Origin of the sequence: Streptomyces hygroscopicus subsp. hygroscopicus (assembly GCF_001553455.1) — a bacterium.
GTDB classification, from domain to species: Bacteria; Actinomycetota; Actinomycetes; order Streptomycetales; family Streptomycetaceae; genus Streptomyces; species Streptomyces hygroscopicus.
Genome location: NZ_BBOX01000323.1, coordinates 1 through 15356, shown reverse-complemented (window position 1 = coordinate 15356; position 15356 = coordinate 1). Strand labels below are relative to the sequence as shown.

13 protein-coding genes and 1 pseudogene are annotated in these 15356 nt (G+C 71.9%); 4 read left to right on the top strand and 10 right to left on the bottom strand.

All coding sequences use genetic code 11. The features are described from left to right. Positions 1-99 precede the first annotated feature (99 nt). The gene (locus AXW62_RS29335) at positions 100-1242 is read right to left on the bottom strand and encodes an FAD-dependent oxidoreductase (protein WP_060947175.1); all 1143 of its coding nucleotides are present in this window, start codon (positions 1240-1242) and stop codon (positions 100-102) included. Positions 1243-1500: 258 nt separating this feature from the next. On the opposite strand from AXW62_RS29335, the gene AXW62_RS29330 reads away from it, so the two are divergent. After that, entirely contained in the window at positions 1501-2103 is a 603-nt protein-coding gene (locus AXW62_RS29330; protein ID WP_030835778.1) for a TetR/AcrR family transcriptional regulator, read from the top strand. A gap of 276 nt (positions 2104-2379) precedes the next feature. On the opposite strand, the gene AXW62_RS29325 is transcribed toward AXW62_RS29330, so the two are convergent. Next, a complete protein-coding gene (locus AXW62_RS29325; protein WP_060947174.1) occupies positions 2380-3306 on the bottom strand; it encodes a zinc-binding dehydrogenase in 927 nt (308 codons plus the stop codon). A gap of 118 nt (positions 3307-3424) precedes the next feature. Here AXW62_RS29325 and AXW62_RS46230 point away from each other — a divergent pair, with 118 nt between their 5' ends. Beyond that, positions 3425-4267 carry a TetR/AcrR family transcriptional regulator gene (locus AXW62_RS46230; protein WP_060947173.1) on the top strand — a complete coding sequence of 281 codons (843 nt, stop codon included), beginning with the start codon at positions 3425-3427 and terminating at the stop codon, positions 4265-4267. Between the two features lie 93 nt (positions 4268-4360). Then, a complete protein-coding gene (gene dacB / locus AXW62_RS29315) occupies positions 4361-5935 on the top strand; it encodes a D-alanyl-D-alanine carboxypeptidase/D-alanyl-D-alanine endopeptidase (protein WP_060947172.1) in 1575 nt (524 codons plus the stop codon). Between the two features lie 318 nt (positions 5936-6253). On the opposite strand, the gene yicI is transcribed toward dacB, so the two are convergent. From yicI to AXW62_RS29290, 5 genes are all read right to left on the bottom strand, one after another. After that, on the bottom strand, positions 6254-8545 hold the full coding sequence (gene yicI, locus AXW62_RS29310; protein WP_060947171.1) for an alpha-xylosidase: 2292 nt from the start codon (positions 8543-8545) through the stop codon (positions 6254-6256). 13 nt (positions 8546-8558) lie between these two features. Further along, positions 8559-9323: a carbohydrate ABC transporter permease gene (locus tag AXW62_RS29305; protein WP_060947176.1), complete on the bottom strand. Its 765-nt coding sequence runs from the start codon at positions 9321-9323 to the stop codon at positions 8559-8561. Between the two features lie 71 nt (positions 9324-9394). Further along, positions 9395-10312 carry a carbohydrate ABC transporter permease gene (locus AXW62_RS29300; RefSeq protein ID WP_060947170.1) on the bottom strand — a complete coding sequence of 306 codons (918 nt, stop codon included), beginning with the start codon at positions 10310-10312 and terminating at the stop codon, positions 9395-9397. After that, the gene (locus AXW62_RS29295; protein ID WP_060947169.1) at positions 10309-11613 is read right to left on the bottom strand and encodes an extracellular solute-binding protein; all 1305 of its coding nucleotides are present in this window, start codon (positions 11611-11613) and stop codon (positions 10309-10311) included. The genes AXW62_RS29300 and AXW62_RS29295 overlap by 4 nt, the downstream gene beginning before the upstream one ends. A 175-nt stretch (positions 11614-11788) precedes the next feature. After that, complete coding sequence (locus AXW62_RS29290; RefSeq protein WP_051886420.1) at positions 11789-12682, bottom strand: LysR family transcriptional regulator; 894 nt, start codon at positions 12680-12682, stop codon at positions 11789-11791. A 92-nt stretch (positions 12683-12774) separates the two neighbouring features. Between AXW62_RS29290 and AXW62_RS29285 the strand changes: the two genes are divergently transcribed. Beyond that, entirely contained in the window at positions 12775-13632 is an 858-nt protein-coding gene (locus AXW62_RS29285; RefSeq protein WP_060947167.1) for an alpha/beta fold hydrolase, read from the top strand. 14 nt (positions 13633-13646) lie between these two features. On the opposite strand, the gene AXW62_RS29280 is transcribed toward AXW62_RS29285, so the two are convergent. From AXW62_RS29280 to AXW62_RS29270, 3 genes and pseudogenes are all read right to left on the bottom strand, one after another. Then, the gene (locus AXW62_RS29280) at positions 13647-13898 is read right to left on the bottom strand and encodes a hypothetical protein (RefSeq protein WP_060947166.1); all 252 of its coding nucleotides are present in this window, start codon (positions 13896-13898) and stop codon (positions 13647-13649) included. Further along, positions 13895-14251, bottom strand: a complete 357-nt coding sequence (locus AXW62_RS29275; protein WP_060947165.1) for a hypothetical protein — start codon at positions 14249-14251, stop codon at positions 13895-13897. The genes AXW62_RS29280 and AXW62_RS29275 overlap by 4 nt, the downstream gene beginning before the upstream one ends. 85 nt (positions 14252-14336) lie before the next feature. After that, positions 14337-15308, bottom strand: a pseudogene (locus AXW62_RS29270) (MFS transporter); the annotation flags it as partial. Positions 15309-15356 lie beyond the last annotated feature (48 nt).

Genomic DNA, 15356 nt, shown 5'->3' with positions numbered 1-15356 from the left:
GGTGACACAACTCCTCGGCGAATGGCCAGGAGCGCCGATGTTCATGAGAAACGACGGTATCCGTCCGGCTTGCCGACGCCACACCCCGGGAGAACCGGCTCAGTGCTGGGGGTCCTCGTCGTCGAAGTCGGGGAACTCGGTGGCCAGCAGGTGCTCCGCGGCGCCTTCGAGGGCTTGGGCGGTCTCGACGGAGCGGGGGAGCATGGTCTTCTCGTAGGCGTGGACGGCGTCGTCGACAGTCGCCGCGTTCGCCAGGGCCAGAGCGAGGTCGCTCGCGTCGAGCATGGCGAGGTTGACGCCGACCCCCAGCGGCGGCATGAGGTGGGCGGCGTCGCCGAGCAGGGTCACCGTCGGGTTGTGCTCCCAGGTGTGCGGCACGGGCAGGGCGAAGATCGGGCGGTCCACATAGGGGCCGTCGTTGTCGGTGATCATCTGCTTCATGCGGGGAGACCAGCGGGCGTAGCGCTCCAGGAGCAGGGCGCGGATGGCGCCGGTGTCCGTGGGCGTCAGACCGCTCGCGGTGATCCAGTCGGCCGGGGCGCGCTGGATCAGGTAGACGCGGATGTGGTCATTGCTGTTGCGCTGGGCGAACATGCCGCGCTCGCCGTCGGCGGCGTGCGCGCCGCCCTGGCCGACCAGTTCGGCGATCTCGGGGTGACGGGCTTCGACGTCGGAGAACCACGCCTCCAGAAAGCTGACCCCGCTGTATTCGGGGACGGCCGGCGAGACGGCCGGGCGCACGCGGGAGTAGGCGCCGTCGGCCCCGATGACGAGGTCGGTCTCGACGGTGGTGCCGTCGGTGAAGTGCAGCAGGCGTGGCCCCTGGGCGGGTCCGCTGACGCGGTCGAGGCCGTGGCCCCAGCGCACCGTGCCGGGCTCGAGGGAGCCGAGCAGCAGGTCGCGCAGCTGGCCGCGGTCGATCTCCGGCTTGAACAGCTCGTCGGGCTCGGGGACCTGATGGGAGGTGATCCGGCCGGTCAGGTCCATCTGGCGCATCTCCTGCCCTTCGGGGCGGGCCAGCTCGAAGAACTCGTCGAGCAGACCGGCCTCGCGCAGGGCGATCTGGCCGTTGTCGGCGTGCAGGTCCAGGGTGCCGCCCTGGTTGCGTGCGTCGGGGCCGGCGTCCCGGTCGTAGACGGTGACCGCGATGCCGTGCCGCTGAAGGATGCGGGCGCAGGTCAGCCCGCCGGGCCCGGCTCCGATGACGCTGATGCGCGCGTGAGCGGGGTTCGGAGATGTCATGAATGCGTCCTTCGCTGGGGGATGGGTGGCACGTCGCGGCCGGCGGGTGGCGTTGCCGGTGCTCGGGATCCGGGGGCGCGACGTGCCACGGCAGGCGGCGGTCGCCGGATCGGTTGCCGCGGTCGGACCGCGGTGTCTGGTCCGGGCAGCCCAGGGCCTGCGGGACTCGGTCTGTTCCGTAGTTCCAAAAGTAGAGTATGCAGAAAAGTAGAATGTGACAACTCTTCTTCTGGTGGCACTTTCGGATAGGCTCACGGCATGACCGAGCCCGTTGTCAGCCGCCGCGAGCGCAAGAAGGCCGCCACCCGGCGGGCGATCGCCGACGCCGCGCTCCAGCTCTTCCTGGAGCGCGGCTACGACCACGTGAGCATCAAAGACATCGCCGAAACCGCGGACGTGTCGACCGCCACCGTCTTCAAGCACTTCACCGGCAAAGAAGCCCTCGTGTTCGACCAGGAGGAGAGCACGGACGCGCACCTGGCCGCGGCCGTGCGGCAACGGCCCGCGGGACAGAGCGTCATCGACGCCCTGCGCGAGCACGTACTCGCCACCTGGCTGCCGATCGCCGAGCACCCCCAGACAGCGGAGTTCACCCGCCTGGTCAACACCACCCCGGCGCTGCGCGCCTACGCCGAACGCATGTGGACCCGGCACACCGACACGCTCAGCGCGGCCATCGCCGACGAGTACGGCGTGGACCACGACAACCTCGCCTGCACTGCCCTGGCCCGCTTCGTCCTTGAGGTCCCCGCCCTGGCCCAACGGCAGAAGGACCGCAGAGCGGCCGTCGGGGAAGTCTTCGACATCCTCGCCAACGGCTGGCAGCCCCCCGGCTGCCATGACGCGCCAAGAGACACATGAGCACGCCAAGAGGCGCATGAGGCAGGAGAACTGGGCAGGCGGGCCGGGCTCGTGCGTGGAGTACTCGCCGAACCGGTTGATGTGCTCGGTCGGGTACGGCGAGACGCGGGCCAGGTCCTCGTCGGCGCACCTCTCCGAGCCGAGAGCCGCGACGTCGCCGCAGCGCGGTTCCCCGGCGCGGTGCTTGCGGCACTGATGTCCCGCGGCGCCCGCCGGGGAGGAAGCCGGTCGCCTGCTTCCTCCGCGGCAGCCGAACGGGGCCGTCCCTGACGTGCTTCAGCCGATGTCCAGGACCGCCTTGCCGTGGAGGCGGCGGTCCAGCAGGGCGGCGACGGCCTCCTCGGCCCGGTCCCAGCCGCCGCGCCAGGTGATCTGGGGGTCGAGGTCGCCCGTCGCGACGCGCTCCGCGAGCCACCCGAGGTCCGGGCCGATGTCGGGGCGGTCCAGCAGGTAGAAGGTGACGATCGAGCGGTTGTGGCGCCCCTCGTTGCCGTAGAGGGCCCCGAACGGGAAGGTCTCGGGCTGCCCCGTCACATGGCCGACGGAGACCAGGGTGCCGTGGGCCGCGAGCTTGTCGTACGCCGCCACCAGCTGGGGTCCGCCGACCATGTCCAGTACTCCGTGCACCGGCTCGCCGACCTCCTCCGGCCCGGTGATCACCTCGTGCGCGCCCAGTGCTCGCAGGGCGTCGCCGTGCGCGTCCGGGTCGCCGGTGGTGGCGATGACATGGGCGCCGCCGAACCGGGCGAGTTGGACGGCGTACCGGCCCACCCCGCTGGTGGCGCCCGTGATCAGGATGCGCCGGCCGAGGGTGTCGCCGATCCGGCGCAGGGCGCGCAGGGCGCTGCCGCCCGCGACCGGGATGGTGCTGATCGCGCCGGGGTCGGCACCGGCGGGCGGGACGCCGAGCATCCCGGTGTCCACCGCGCGCAGTTCCGCCCAGCCGCCGTCCGCGCCCAGGGTGACGACGGGGGTGCCGGCGGCCGGGCCGGAGCCGTCGGCGGCCGCGCGCTCGACCACCCCGGCGGCGTCCCAGCCGAGCACCGCGCCGTCGGGGGCGTCGGTCCGGTGGGCGACTTCGCCGTAGTTGAGGGAGGTGGCGGTCACCCGGACCAGCGCCTGGTGCGGGGCGGGTTCGGGGTCGGCGGTCTCGCCGAGGCGGAGGCCGGAGGGGGAGGAGTGGTCAACGAGCAGGGCGCGCATGGCGTTTGCCTCTTTCGACGTGGGGTGGCGGACGTGGTGTGAGATGGCGGACTCAGTTATGCCACCGAGTGGCAGATGCGTGCAAGTGGCGTCACCGGCGGCGGTTACACTCGTCGCCGTGACTGCCGCTCCTCCCTCCTCACTGCGCGAACGCAAGAAGCGGCGCACCCGTCAGGCGCTCATCGACACCGCGCTGGAGCTGTTCACCCGCCGTGGTTTCGGCGGGGTGACGCTGGATGAGCTGTGCGAGGAGGTGGAGGTCTCCAAGCGGACCTTCTTCCGCACCTTCACCAGCAAGGAAGACGTCGCGATGGCCCCCGACCAGGACCTGTGGCGGGCCTTCCTGGAGGAGTTGGAGACCGTGGACCCGGGCGGGCGTCCGCTGGTGGATCTGGGGCGGGACGCGCTGCTGGCCGCGCTGGAGAGGATGGACGACGAGGGCTGGACCCGGCGGCTGCTGCTCAGCCGGCGGCTGGCCGAGCGGACTCCCTCGATGGGCGCGCACGGTCTGCAGTTCTGCGAGGCGACCACCCAGGAGGCGCTGGAGATCCTGGACCGGAGGTTCGGCCTCGGGGCGCCGGGGGACCTCCGGCCGCGGCTGGCCGTGGACATGCTGATCGCCGCGTTCCGGGGCGCGGTGGCGGGCTGGGCGGCGCAGGTGGGCGGGGCCGTGGGTGAGGCGGGTGTGGCTGGTGTGGCTGGTGTGGCGGATGTAGCTCGTGTGGCTGGTGTGGGTGTGGCGGATGTAGCCGGTGTGGCTGGTGTGGGTCTGGCAGGTGTGGCTGGTGTGGCGGATCGGGTGGAGCCGCCGCCCCGTCAGGACCTGGCCGTCCGCCTCCGCGTGGAGCCGCCCTCCCGTCAGGACCTTGCCGTCCGCCTCTGTGCGGCCGTCGCCGCCCTCCCCGGGAGCCTCGCCCTGACCACCGGCCCCGCTGCGGACGACGAGCCGGCCGTCAGCTGAGCCTTCCCCTCAGGGGACACGGTGGTCCGCGGCCCGGTTTCCGGTCGGCGGCGCCCTGTCGCGGAGCCTGACCGTGCGGAATCCTCCCGTGACATGAGCAGATCCCTGAACCGTCGTGTGAGTGGCTGGATCTGGCCCCTCGTCATCGGACTCGCCTGCACGCTCACCTGGAGCTCACCGGCCGGTGCGGACACCTCCCGCGCCGGGCTCGGTGCCGCCCTCGACACCGTGCTCGCCGACCCCCTGCTGAAGGGCGGCGCGGCCGGGGTGGTGGTCGCCGACGCCGAGTCCGGTGCGGTCCTCTACCGGCACCGGCCCGATGACCGGCTGATGCCCGCCTCCAACACCAAGCTGTTCACCTCGGCCGCCGCCATGGGGCTGCTCGGTCCCGGCCACCGCTTCCGTACCGACGTCCGCACCGACGGCTCCCGGCACGGCCGTACTCTCCGGGGCGATCTGTACCTCCGGGGCACCGGCGACCCCACCATGCTGGCCGCGGACTACGACCGCCTGGCCAAGAGCGTCGCCGACGCGGGTATCACCAAGGTCACCGGGCGGCTGATCGCCGACGACACCCGGTTCGACGCCCAGCGGGTGGGCCGGTCCTGGGCGGCCGACGACGAGTCCTCGTACTACGCGGCGCAGATCTCCGCGCTGACCCTCGCCCCCGACACCGACTACGACGCGGGCAGTGTCATCGTGGAGGTCACCCCCGGTGCGGCCCCCGGCGACCGGCCGAAGGTCACGGTCACGCCGCCGAACGCCTACGTACGGATCGACAACCGCGCCACCACCGGAAGCGGCGGCCTCACCGTCGAACGGCGGCACGGCACCAACACGATCACCGTCAGCGGCGCCGTCCCGGCCGGGGCCGCGACCGTCAAGGAGTGGGTCAGCGTCTGGGAGCCGACCGGCTACGCCACCTCGGTCTTCGCCGACGCGCTCGAGCGGCACGGCGTCCGGGTGGCCGGGCCCACCCGGCTGGGCAGGGCCACCCCGGCGGACGCCCGGGTGCTCGCCGCCCACCGCTCCATGCCGCTCAAGGAGCTGCTGGTCCCCTTCATGAAGCTGTCGAACAACATCCACGCCGAGGCGCTCACCAAGGCCATCGGCTACGAGGCGGCCGGGCGCGGCACCTGGGACGCGGGCCTGGAGGCGACCGCCGACTGGCTGAAGAAGCAGGGGGTGGACGCCGGCGCGGTGCGCCAGGTCGACGGCTCCGGGCTGTCCCGGATGGACAACATCGCGGCCGGGCGCCTCACCGAGCTGCTGCTGTCGGTGCGTGACGAGCCCTGGTACGCCGACTGGTACGCCTCGCTGCCGGTGGCCTGCGCCCCGGACCGGTTCGTGGGCGGCACCCTGCGCTCGCGGATGTGCGACACCCCGGCGGCGGGCAACGCCCGCGGCAAGACCGGCTCTCTGACCGGCGCCTCGGCGCTGTCCGGCTATGTCACCGACGCGGACGGCAGGGAGCTGGTCTACAGCGTGGTCCTCAACAACTACCTCGCGGAGTCGGTGAAGAGTCTGGAGGACGCGATCGTGGTGACGCTCGCGAAGTCCGGCGAGGGCCATGCGGAGGCGGTGGCGCCGCGTACGGTACGGGGCGCCACCGCCGACGCGGCCGACGCCGGACGCGAATGCGCCTGGGCCAAGCCCCGGGGCTGTTGACGGCCGGGGTCTGGCTCGGGCCGGGCCGGTTTGTTGAACGCCGGGGTCTGCCTTGGGCCGGGCCCCGGGGGAGTTGGGTCAGGCCCCCGGGGCTGTTGGACGCCGGGTTCGCCCCGGGTCAGGCCCCCACGGGGTTGTTGAACGCCGTAGTCTGCCTTGGGCCGGGCCCCGGGGGAGTTGGGCCAGGCCCCCCGGGGCCGTTGGACGCCGGGTTCGCCCCGGGTCAGGCCCCCACGGGGTTGTTGAACGTCGAGGTCTGCCTTGCGCCAAGCTTCCGGGGGAGTTGGGCCAGGCCCCCGGGGCCGTTGGACGCCGGGGTCAGCCCTGGGGCAAGCCTCGTTCGCCGTCGAGCGGCAGGGTCAGTACCGGCGTCCCCGCCGCCGCGTCGGCGGACGGGCCGCCGGCCACCTCCACCTGCCAGGGCGCCGAGGTGCCGGTGGCCTCGGCGCGCAGTACCGCACCGTCCCGGACGACGGTGAACGTGGCCGCCGTCGTGCCGTCCGGGCGCGGCACCCGCACCGTGACCGGTTCCGCCGCCGGTTCGTACACCCGTAGCGTGATCCCGTCCACCCAGTCGGCGTCGGGGCGGTCGTCGGCCGCCCCGAACGGGATCACCGCGCCGGGGCGGGCCAGCAGCGGGAGGCTGAGGAAGCCGTGGGTCTCGTGCGCCCAGCGCGGGCCGTGCACCGTCCGCCCGCTGAGCACATGGGTCCAGACGCCCTCGGGCACGTAGTACCGGACCTCGCCCTCGTTGTCGAAGACCGGCGCGACCAGCAGGTCCCCGCCGAGCATGTACTGCCGCTCGAGACCCGCGCACGCCGGGTCGCCGGGGAACTCCAGGACCATGGCGCGCATCAGCGGGACGCCCTCGGTGTGTGCCTGCCGCGCCGCCTCGTACAGATACGGCATCAGCCGCAGCTTCAGCCGGGTGAACAGGCGCAGGCCCTCGACCGCCTCCTCGTCGAAGAGCCACGGCACCCGGTAGGAGGACGAGCCGTGCAGTCTGCTGTGCGAGGACAGCAGCCCGAAGGCGATCCACCGCTTGAACAGGGCCGGGTCCGGGGTGCCCTCGAAACCGCCGATGTCGTGGCTCCAGAAGCCGAAGCCGGAAAGACCCAGCGAGAGCCCGCCGCGCAGCGATTCGGCCATCGCCTCGTAGGTGGACTCGCAGTCGCCTCCCCAGTGCACCGGGAACCGCTGGCCGCCCGCCGTGGCCGAGCGCGCGAAGACCACCGCCTCGCGCTCACCGCGCCGCTCGCTCAGTGCCTCGTGGACGGTGCGGTTGTAGAGGTGGGTGTAGTAGTTGTGCATCCGCTCGGGGTCGGAGCCGTCCGCGTACACCACATCGGTGGGCACCCGCTCGCCGAAGTCGGTCTTGAAGCAGTCCACGCCCATGTCCAGCAGCGCGGTCAGCTTGGCCGCGTACCAGGCGCGGGCAGCGGGGCTGGTGAAGTCCACCAGCGCCATGCCCGGCTGCCACAGGTCCCACTGCCAGACGGAGCCGTCCGGCCGCTTCAGCAGATGGCCGGCCGCCTTGCCCTCGGCGAAGAGCGGGGAGCGCTGGCCGATGTAGGGGTTGATCCAGACGCTGATCCGCAGGTCCCGTTCGCGCAGCCGGCGCAGCATGCCCTCGGGGTCGGGGAAGACGCGCGGGTCCCAGGTGAAGTCGCACCACTGGTACTCGCGCATCCAGAAGCAGTCGAAGTGGAAGACGGACAGCGGCAGGGCGCGTTCGGCCATGCCGTCGACGAAGCCGGTGACCGTCTCCTCGTCGTAGGAGGTGGTGAAGGAGGTGGACAGCCACAGTCCGAAGGACCAGGCGGGCGGCAGCGCGGGGCGGCCGGTGAGCGCGGTGTAGCGGCGCAGGATCTCCTTGGGGCCGGGCCCGTGGATGACGTAGTACGTGAGCTCCTGGTCCCGGACGCTGAACTGGATCCGGGAGACCGCCTCCGAGCCGACCTCGAAGGAGACCCGGCCGGGGTGGTCGACGAAGACGCCGTAGCCCGCGTCGGTGAGGAAGAAGGGGACGTTCTTGTACGCCTGCTCGGTGGCGGTGCCGCCGTCGGCGTTCCAGATGTCGACGGCCTGGCCGTTCCGCACCAGCGGGCCGAAGCGCTCGCCCAGTCCGTAGACGGAGGTGCCGACCCGCAGCGTGAGCCGTTCGCGCAGGTAGTGCCGGCCGTCGGCGGTCTCCATGATGCCCATGTCCTTGACGCCGCTGCTGGTGAGCGTGTGCCCGGCGGCCTCCAGGTCCATCCGCCAGGGCCCGGTGCGGGCGAACCGTACCGAGAGCGCGCCCGAGATGAGCCGGGCCTCCTCGGCGTCGCAGCGCACCTCGGCGGCGCCCGCCCGGCGGGCGATCTCGAACGACGGGCCGCGCTCCACCCCGCCCGCGAAGTGGGTGATCCGGATGGCGATCACCCCGGGCATGGGGGCGGTGCAGGTGACGGTGAGGGCGGGGCCCTTGAGCAGATCGCCGCGGTGGCGGATGGGATGGGTGGGGGCGTGGACGGTGAGGGTGCCGGGGCCGGTCTCCACGTCGAGCACCTCGAAGGGGTGCGCGGCGCTGACGCCCTCGCGCAGCCTCCAGTAGCCGTCGCTGAACTTCATGCGGCTCTCCTCGTCATCTGACCGCGCCCATGGCGATGCCACGGGTCAGGGTCCGCTGGAAGATCAGGAAGAAGCAGAACGCGGGGAGCACCCCGAGCAGGGCCGCCGCGTTGGTCATGGTGGCGTCCATCAGCCGCTGGCCCTGGAGCACCCCGAGCGCGACCGACACCGTCTGGTTGTCGTTGGAGATCAGCATCACCAGGGGCAGCAGGAACTCGTTCCAGGTCCAGATGAAGAAGAAGACCAGCAGCACCCCGAGGGTGGGCCGGCTGACCGGCACCACGACCCGCCACAGCACCTGCCACTTGTTGGCGCCGTCGATCCGGGCCGCCTCGATGACCTCCTTGGGGAAGGCGCCGAGCACGGAGGAGAGCAGATAGGTGCCGAAGGCGGACTGGATCACGGTGAAGACGATGATCACACTCAGCCGGGTGTCGTACAGCCCCACCTGCTTGGTCAGGTAGTAGACGGGATAGACCAGGGCCTCCTGCGGGAGCATGGTGGCCAGCACGAAGAAGGCCAGCACCCAGGGGCGGCCTTTGACCCGGCCGATGCCGATCGCATACGCGTTGAGCACGGACAGCGCCGCGGCGAGCACCGCCACCGAGCCCGAGATCAGCGCGGAGTTGAACAGCTTCCGGCCGAAGTCGACCCGCTCCCAGAAGTCCCTCAGTCCGTCCAGGTGGATTCCGTGAGGGAGGCTCAGCGGGCCGTCCGCGGAGTACTCGGCGGGTGATTTGACCGCGTTGAGGGCCACCACGAGGAACGGCAGCACCATGACCACGGCCGCCACGGTCAGCGCGGCCAGCACCGGATAGCGGGCCGGGGCGTGGTGTCGCTTGAGGGCGTTCACTGGTCCTGGTCCTCCGCCCGGGTCTGCAGGCGCAGGCCCACCAGGGCCAGCGCCAGGATGATCACGGTGAGCGCGGTGGAGACCGCGGAGCCGTAGCCGACCTGCGTCTTCTCGAAGAAGGACTGGAAGGAGAAGTACGAGGGGACGTTGGTCGCCCCACCGGGTCCGCCCTTGGTGAGCACGTACACCGCGCCGAAGACCTTGAGCGCCGCGATGGTGCACCACAGCAGCACCACGAAGATCTCCGGGCGGATCTGCACCAGCGTCACATGCCAGAACCGCCGCCACCACGACGCCCCGTCCAGCTCGGCCGCCTCGTGCAGGGACGGATCCACCCGTTGCAGCCCCGCCATGAAGACCACCAGCGGAAAGCCGAGCTGGACCCACACCATCACGGCCATCACGCTGAAGAGCGCGAAGTCCGGGTCGCCCAGCCAGTCGTGGCGCAGCGAGCCGAGGCCGACCGCGTCCAGCGCCTCGTTGAGCGCGCCGTTCTCCGGGGCGAGGATCCAGCTCCAGACGATCCCGGCCACCGCGATCGGCAGCACCTGCGGCAGGTAGAAGCAGGCGCGCAGCACGCTCGCGGTACGGGTGCCGATGTGCCGTGCGATGTAGTCGAAGAGCGCGGCGGCCAGCACCAGGCCCAGGGCGGTGGGGATGACCGCCATCGCCACCACCATCGCCAGGCTGTGCCGGAAGGACTCCCAGAAGGCGGAGTCGTCCAGCAGGTCACGGTAGTTGTCCAGGCCGGCCCACTCCGGGCCGCCCACCCCCTGCCAGTGGGTGAGGCTGATCCCCGTGTTCATCAGGCTGGGGACGACGATGACGGCGAGGAAGGCCAGCGCGCCGGGGATCAGGAACAGGGCGTACGGATATTCGCGGCGCCGTCGCACGCCGTGGCCGTGGGAACTCATCCCTTCGGCGCGCCCGCGTCGTACGCCTTCTCCAGCGCGTCCAGATAGGCGTCCGGTTCCGCGCTGCCGCTGATCAGCTTCTGGGTCTCGGAGACGAGGGTGTCGTAGAAGCCGGGGACCGGCCAGTCGGGGTAGAAGGCCAGGCCGTCGCCCTCGGAGTAGGTGGTGAAGTCCTGGATGAGGGTCCTGGACTTCGGATCGGTGATCGCGGAGGCGTCGGCGGCCACGGGCACTCCGCCGTGGTTGCCGAGGGTGTTCTGGATGCCCTTCTTCATCGTGATGTCGATGAAGTCGTAGGCGAGCTCCTTGTTCTTGGCGCCCTTGGGGACGACCCAGAGGTTGCCGCCGGAGCCGAGCGTCAGCCGGGAGCCGGGCCAGCGGAAGGTGCCCCACTGATCCTTCATCTCGGACCTGAAGCGGCCGAACCACCAGCTGCCGGAGAAGAACATCGGGTACGTGCCCGCGATGAAGGACGCGCCCGCGTCCTCGGCCTTGGCGCCGCTCGAACTCCTGGCGATATAGCCCTTCTTCACCCAGTCGGCGAAGGTGGTGGCGCCGTAGGTCCAGGCGGCGTCGTGGAAGTCGGGTTCGCTCTCGTACCGCTCGTAGGCGTCCACCCAGGAGCGGTCGGCCTTGGACAGCGCGAGCTGGTAGAGGTACTGGTGGGCGGGGTACTCGGCGCCCGCGCTGGCGAGCGGGGTAACGCCCATGGCCCGGAACGCCTTCAGGGCGGCGGTGAACTCGTCGAAGGTGGCCGGGACCTTCACCCGGTACCTGTCGAAGAGGGCCTTGTTGTAGAAGACCATCGTGTACTCGGCGTAGTTGGGGATTCCGTACCAGTTGCCGGAGCCCATCACGCCCTGGGCGTCGTAGCGGCTGGTGGTGCGCACCCCTTCGCTGAGCGGCTTGTCCCAGCCGCGCTTCGTGACCTCGGGGGTGAGGTCGGTGAGCAGGCCCTGTCTGGAGAGCAGTCCGGCGGTGGCGTTGCCCTTGTTGTACTCCATCAGATCGGGGGCGTCACCGGAGTTGAGGACCATCGAGGCGGTCTTCTGGACCTGTTCGAAGCCCTTCTCCTCGACCTTCACCGTGACGCCCGGATGGCTCTTCTTGAACTCCTCGATCGCCTGTTTCCAGGCGATGCCCATGGCGCTGTTGGGGGCCTCGTAGTGCCACAGCTTGAGCGTCCTGCCGTCCCCGGCCTCGTCCCCGCCGCCCCCGCACCCCGCCATGACCAGGGCTCCCGCGAGCACGGCCGCGAGGACGGCCACCGTTCGTCTCGTCCGTTTCCGTGCCGTCAACATCCGCTGCCTCCGGGAGGGTGGGAAGGAATGGCGCACGTGCAACGTTCGTCGAAGCGCTTCGATGGGGAGAGGTATACGAGGGGTGGGAGAGATATGTCAATGGCGTTGACAAAACGAGTGCGCCCGGCCCGCGAGTGCGCCCGGCCCGCCGCGGGGCCGGGCACGGGCTCCCGGATCAGGCCCGGTGGACCTGGCGCACCGTGCGCAGGAAGGCGCCCAGGGCGCTCGGCACCGGCCCGAAGCGGTGGGTCAGGTGGAACTCCAGCCCGGCGGCGGCCGGTTCCAGCGGCAGCAGGGTCACCCCGACATGCCGGAAGCGCCGCATCCCCGCCGGGCCGATGCCGATCCCCAGCCCGCAGGCGACCAGCCCGAGCAGGGTGTGCAGATTGTGCGCCTCATGGGCCACCCCCGGCTCGATCCCCGCGGCCCGGCACACGGCGAGCGCCGCGTCGGCGGCGGCGGGCTCGGCCTGCCGCGAGGAGAGGATCAGCGGCTCGCTGTCCAGCGCCCGGACGGGCACGGACGTGCCACTGGCCAGCGGATGGCCGGACGGCACCGCCGCCACCAGGCTCTCCCGGCCCAGCGGGAGGCTGGTCAGCCGCCGGCGGGCGGCCGAGGGCGGCGGACCGCAGATGACCCCGGCGTCCAGACTGCCGTCCAGCAGTGCCTCGACCTGCCGGGCGCTGGGTAGTTCCCGCAGCTCCAGCCGGACCTGCGGACGGCGGGTCCGGAAGGCGGTGAGCACCTCGGGCAGGACGGCGGCCAGCGCGGTGCCGAGGAAGCCGATGGCCAGCGAACCGGTCTCGCCCCGGCCGGCGTCGGCCGCGTCCCGTACGGCGAGATCCAGATGGTCCAGCACCTGCCGGGCGCGGGCCAGGAACGCCTCGCCCGCGGCGGTGGGCCGCACGCCGTGCCCGGTGCGGTCGAAGAGCCGTACGCCCAGCTCGGTCTCCAGCGCCTTGATCTGCTGGGACAGCGGGGGCTGCCGGATGCCCAGCGCGGCGGCGGCGCGGCCGAAGTGGGCGTGCTCGGAGAGGGTGAGCGCATAGCGCAGGTGGCGCAGCTCCATGACGTCCAAGCCTATACGTGTTCGCGGATAACCCTTTTACCTCTCATATATCAGAGAGGAAAACCACACCGCGTCGGTGCTGCACTGCGGGCATGACCGAAACACAAGAGCACCACGAGACAACGATCGACGGCGTACGGCTGCACTGGGTACGGGCGGGCTCGGGGACCCCCGTCGTACTGCTCCACGGCTGGCCCCAGACCTGGTACGCCTGGCGCAAGGTGATCCCCGCGCTCGCCCGCGACCACGAGGTGTTCGCGGTGGACCTGCCGGGCCTGGGCGACTCGGGCTCCTCGCCGCGCGGCCACGGCGTCCGGATCGCCGCCGACCTCCTCGACGCCTGGCGCGCCGAGCTGGGCCTGGGCCGGGTCCATGTCGTCGGGCACGACCTGGGCGGCCCCATCGGCTACACCTGGGCCGCCGCCCACCCCGGCCACGTCCGCAGCTTCTCCCTGCTGGCCGTGGTGCTGCACGGCTTCGGGCTGGACGAGCTGATCGCCCGCGCCGGGCTCTGGCACTTCGGCTTCTTCGCGGTGCCCGGTCTCGCGGAGGAGCTGGCGGAGGGCCGGGAGCGGGTCCTGCTGGAGCACTTCTACGCGCACGCCATGGAGAGCGGCGCCATCCGCCCCGCCGATGTGGACGTCTATCTGCGCAGCTACGCCCGGCCGGGGCGGCTGGCGAACGGCTTCGCGTACTACCGCAACGTGGCGGCCGACACCGCCGCCATCGCCGACCTCGCCCGCACCCCGCTGCCGATGCCCACCCTGGCCGTCGGCGGCGGCCTGGCGGGTGGCCCGGCCCCCCTGGACAGCCTCACCCGGGTCGCCCCGGCCACCCGTGGCGCCGTGATCGAGGACAGCGGCCACTTCCTCCCCGAGGAACGCCCGGAGCCCCTGCTGTCGCTGCTCCGGCCCTTCCTGGCGGAGGCCGACGCGTCCGTACCGCTATGACGCTTTCGGCGCGATCACCAGCCCGTTATCTGGAAGACGTAGACACGCTCGTGCCGGGGAACCACTTGGCAGAAGAACATGCCGCCGGGCACCAGCACGTTCTCACCGCGAGGGGAGGGCCCCTGGTAAACCGTGCCATCCAGGTACAGGGCCGCAGCCGCGCGGACCAGTTCGTCCGCCTTCTTCTCCACTTCGGCGACCAGAGCGGGCGGGGCGCCGCCCACTACCTGGTCTTCGCTGGGCTCGTACTCCCAAGCCCAGCTCACGCCGTGTCCTCCCGGGCTTCGTTCACCACGGCCAGGAGTTCCTGCGTGGCGGCCCGCCAGGCTGGGTCGTCCTTGTCGAGGGTGTGCACGGCGTGCTCGGCGTTACGCCGTCGCGCGGCCAGATCGGGGCGGCGCTCGATCTCGACTTCCCCGGCCCAGATGGTGAGCCACTGACGGATGGGGCCGAGGTTGTTGTGTTCGGCGGCCAATGCGAACGCCTCGTCCTTCTGGTGGTCCATCTCGCCGAGCCGATGGGGCGCTACCCGGGCGAGCGCGAGGCGCAGTGCTTCAGGGGTGCGTTCCGGCCGGGGGATGAGGCCATCGGCGGGCGGCTCGACGGGATGTGCGCTCATGGTCTCCTCCGGGCTGATCGGTGTCCGTATGCACCGTACTGACCAAACGGAGAACCGCGCTCGGCTCGGTGACGTGTAGGAGGAATCAGGCCGACGGCGGCGGGACCCGCAGACGGCTCCGCCCCGCCCAGGCGATCGCGAAGGCGACGGCGGCCGCGGTCACCGGGGCGAGGTAGGCGGAGGTGGCGCCCAGGTGGTCGACCGTCCAGCCGCCCGCCGCGGCGCCCGTGGAGATGCCGATGAGCAACCCGGTGTAGACGGTGGTCATCCCCTCGTTGAGCCGGGCCGCCGGGATCTGCCGGTGGACCAGGGTCATCCCGGTGATCATCGTGGGGGCCGTGGCCATGCCCGCCAGGAAGAGGAGCGGGGCGAGGGTGGCCAGGCTGTGGGCGGCCAGCAGCGGGAGGACGGCCAGGGCCATCGCGGCCACACCCGTCACCAGGCGCCCTCCGGCCGTACCGCGCGGCGGCAGCGCGCCGAAGACCAGCCCGGCCGCGCAGGAGCCCGCCGCCTGGAGGGCGAGGACGGCGCTGCTCGCGGTGGAGTGGCCGAAGGACTCGACGGCGGCGACGGTCGCCACCTCCATCGAACCGAAGACGGCGCCGGTCGCGAGGAAGGTCATCAGGATCACCCGCAGACCGGGGGTGAGCAGGGCGCGGCCCCGGGCGGGGCGCGGACCCGGCGGCGGTTCGGTGCGACGCTGGGCGGCGAACAGCAGCGTGCCGGTGAACAGCAGCGCCGCCGCCGTGATCAGCCCGGCCTCGGGGAGGACCGTCGTGCAGAGCACCATGGCCAGCGCGGGCCCGGCCATGAAACAGACCTCGTCGACGACCTGCTCGAAGGAGTTGGCGGTGTGCCGGGCGGCCGGGTCGTCGCGGTACAGCGCGGCCCACCGGGCCCGGGTCATCGAGCCCAGGCTGGGCACACCGGAGGAGCCCGCCGCGCAGCAGAACAGCGTCCAGGCGGGGGCGCCGAGGTGGACGCACAGCACCATGGCGGTCGCCCCGGCCACATAGCAGACGACGGCGGGGACCGCGACCCTGGCCTGTCCGTACCGGTCGACCCAGCCCGCCCCAGCACGCGGCCCCCGNGACCGCCGTCACCG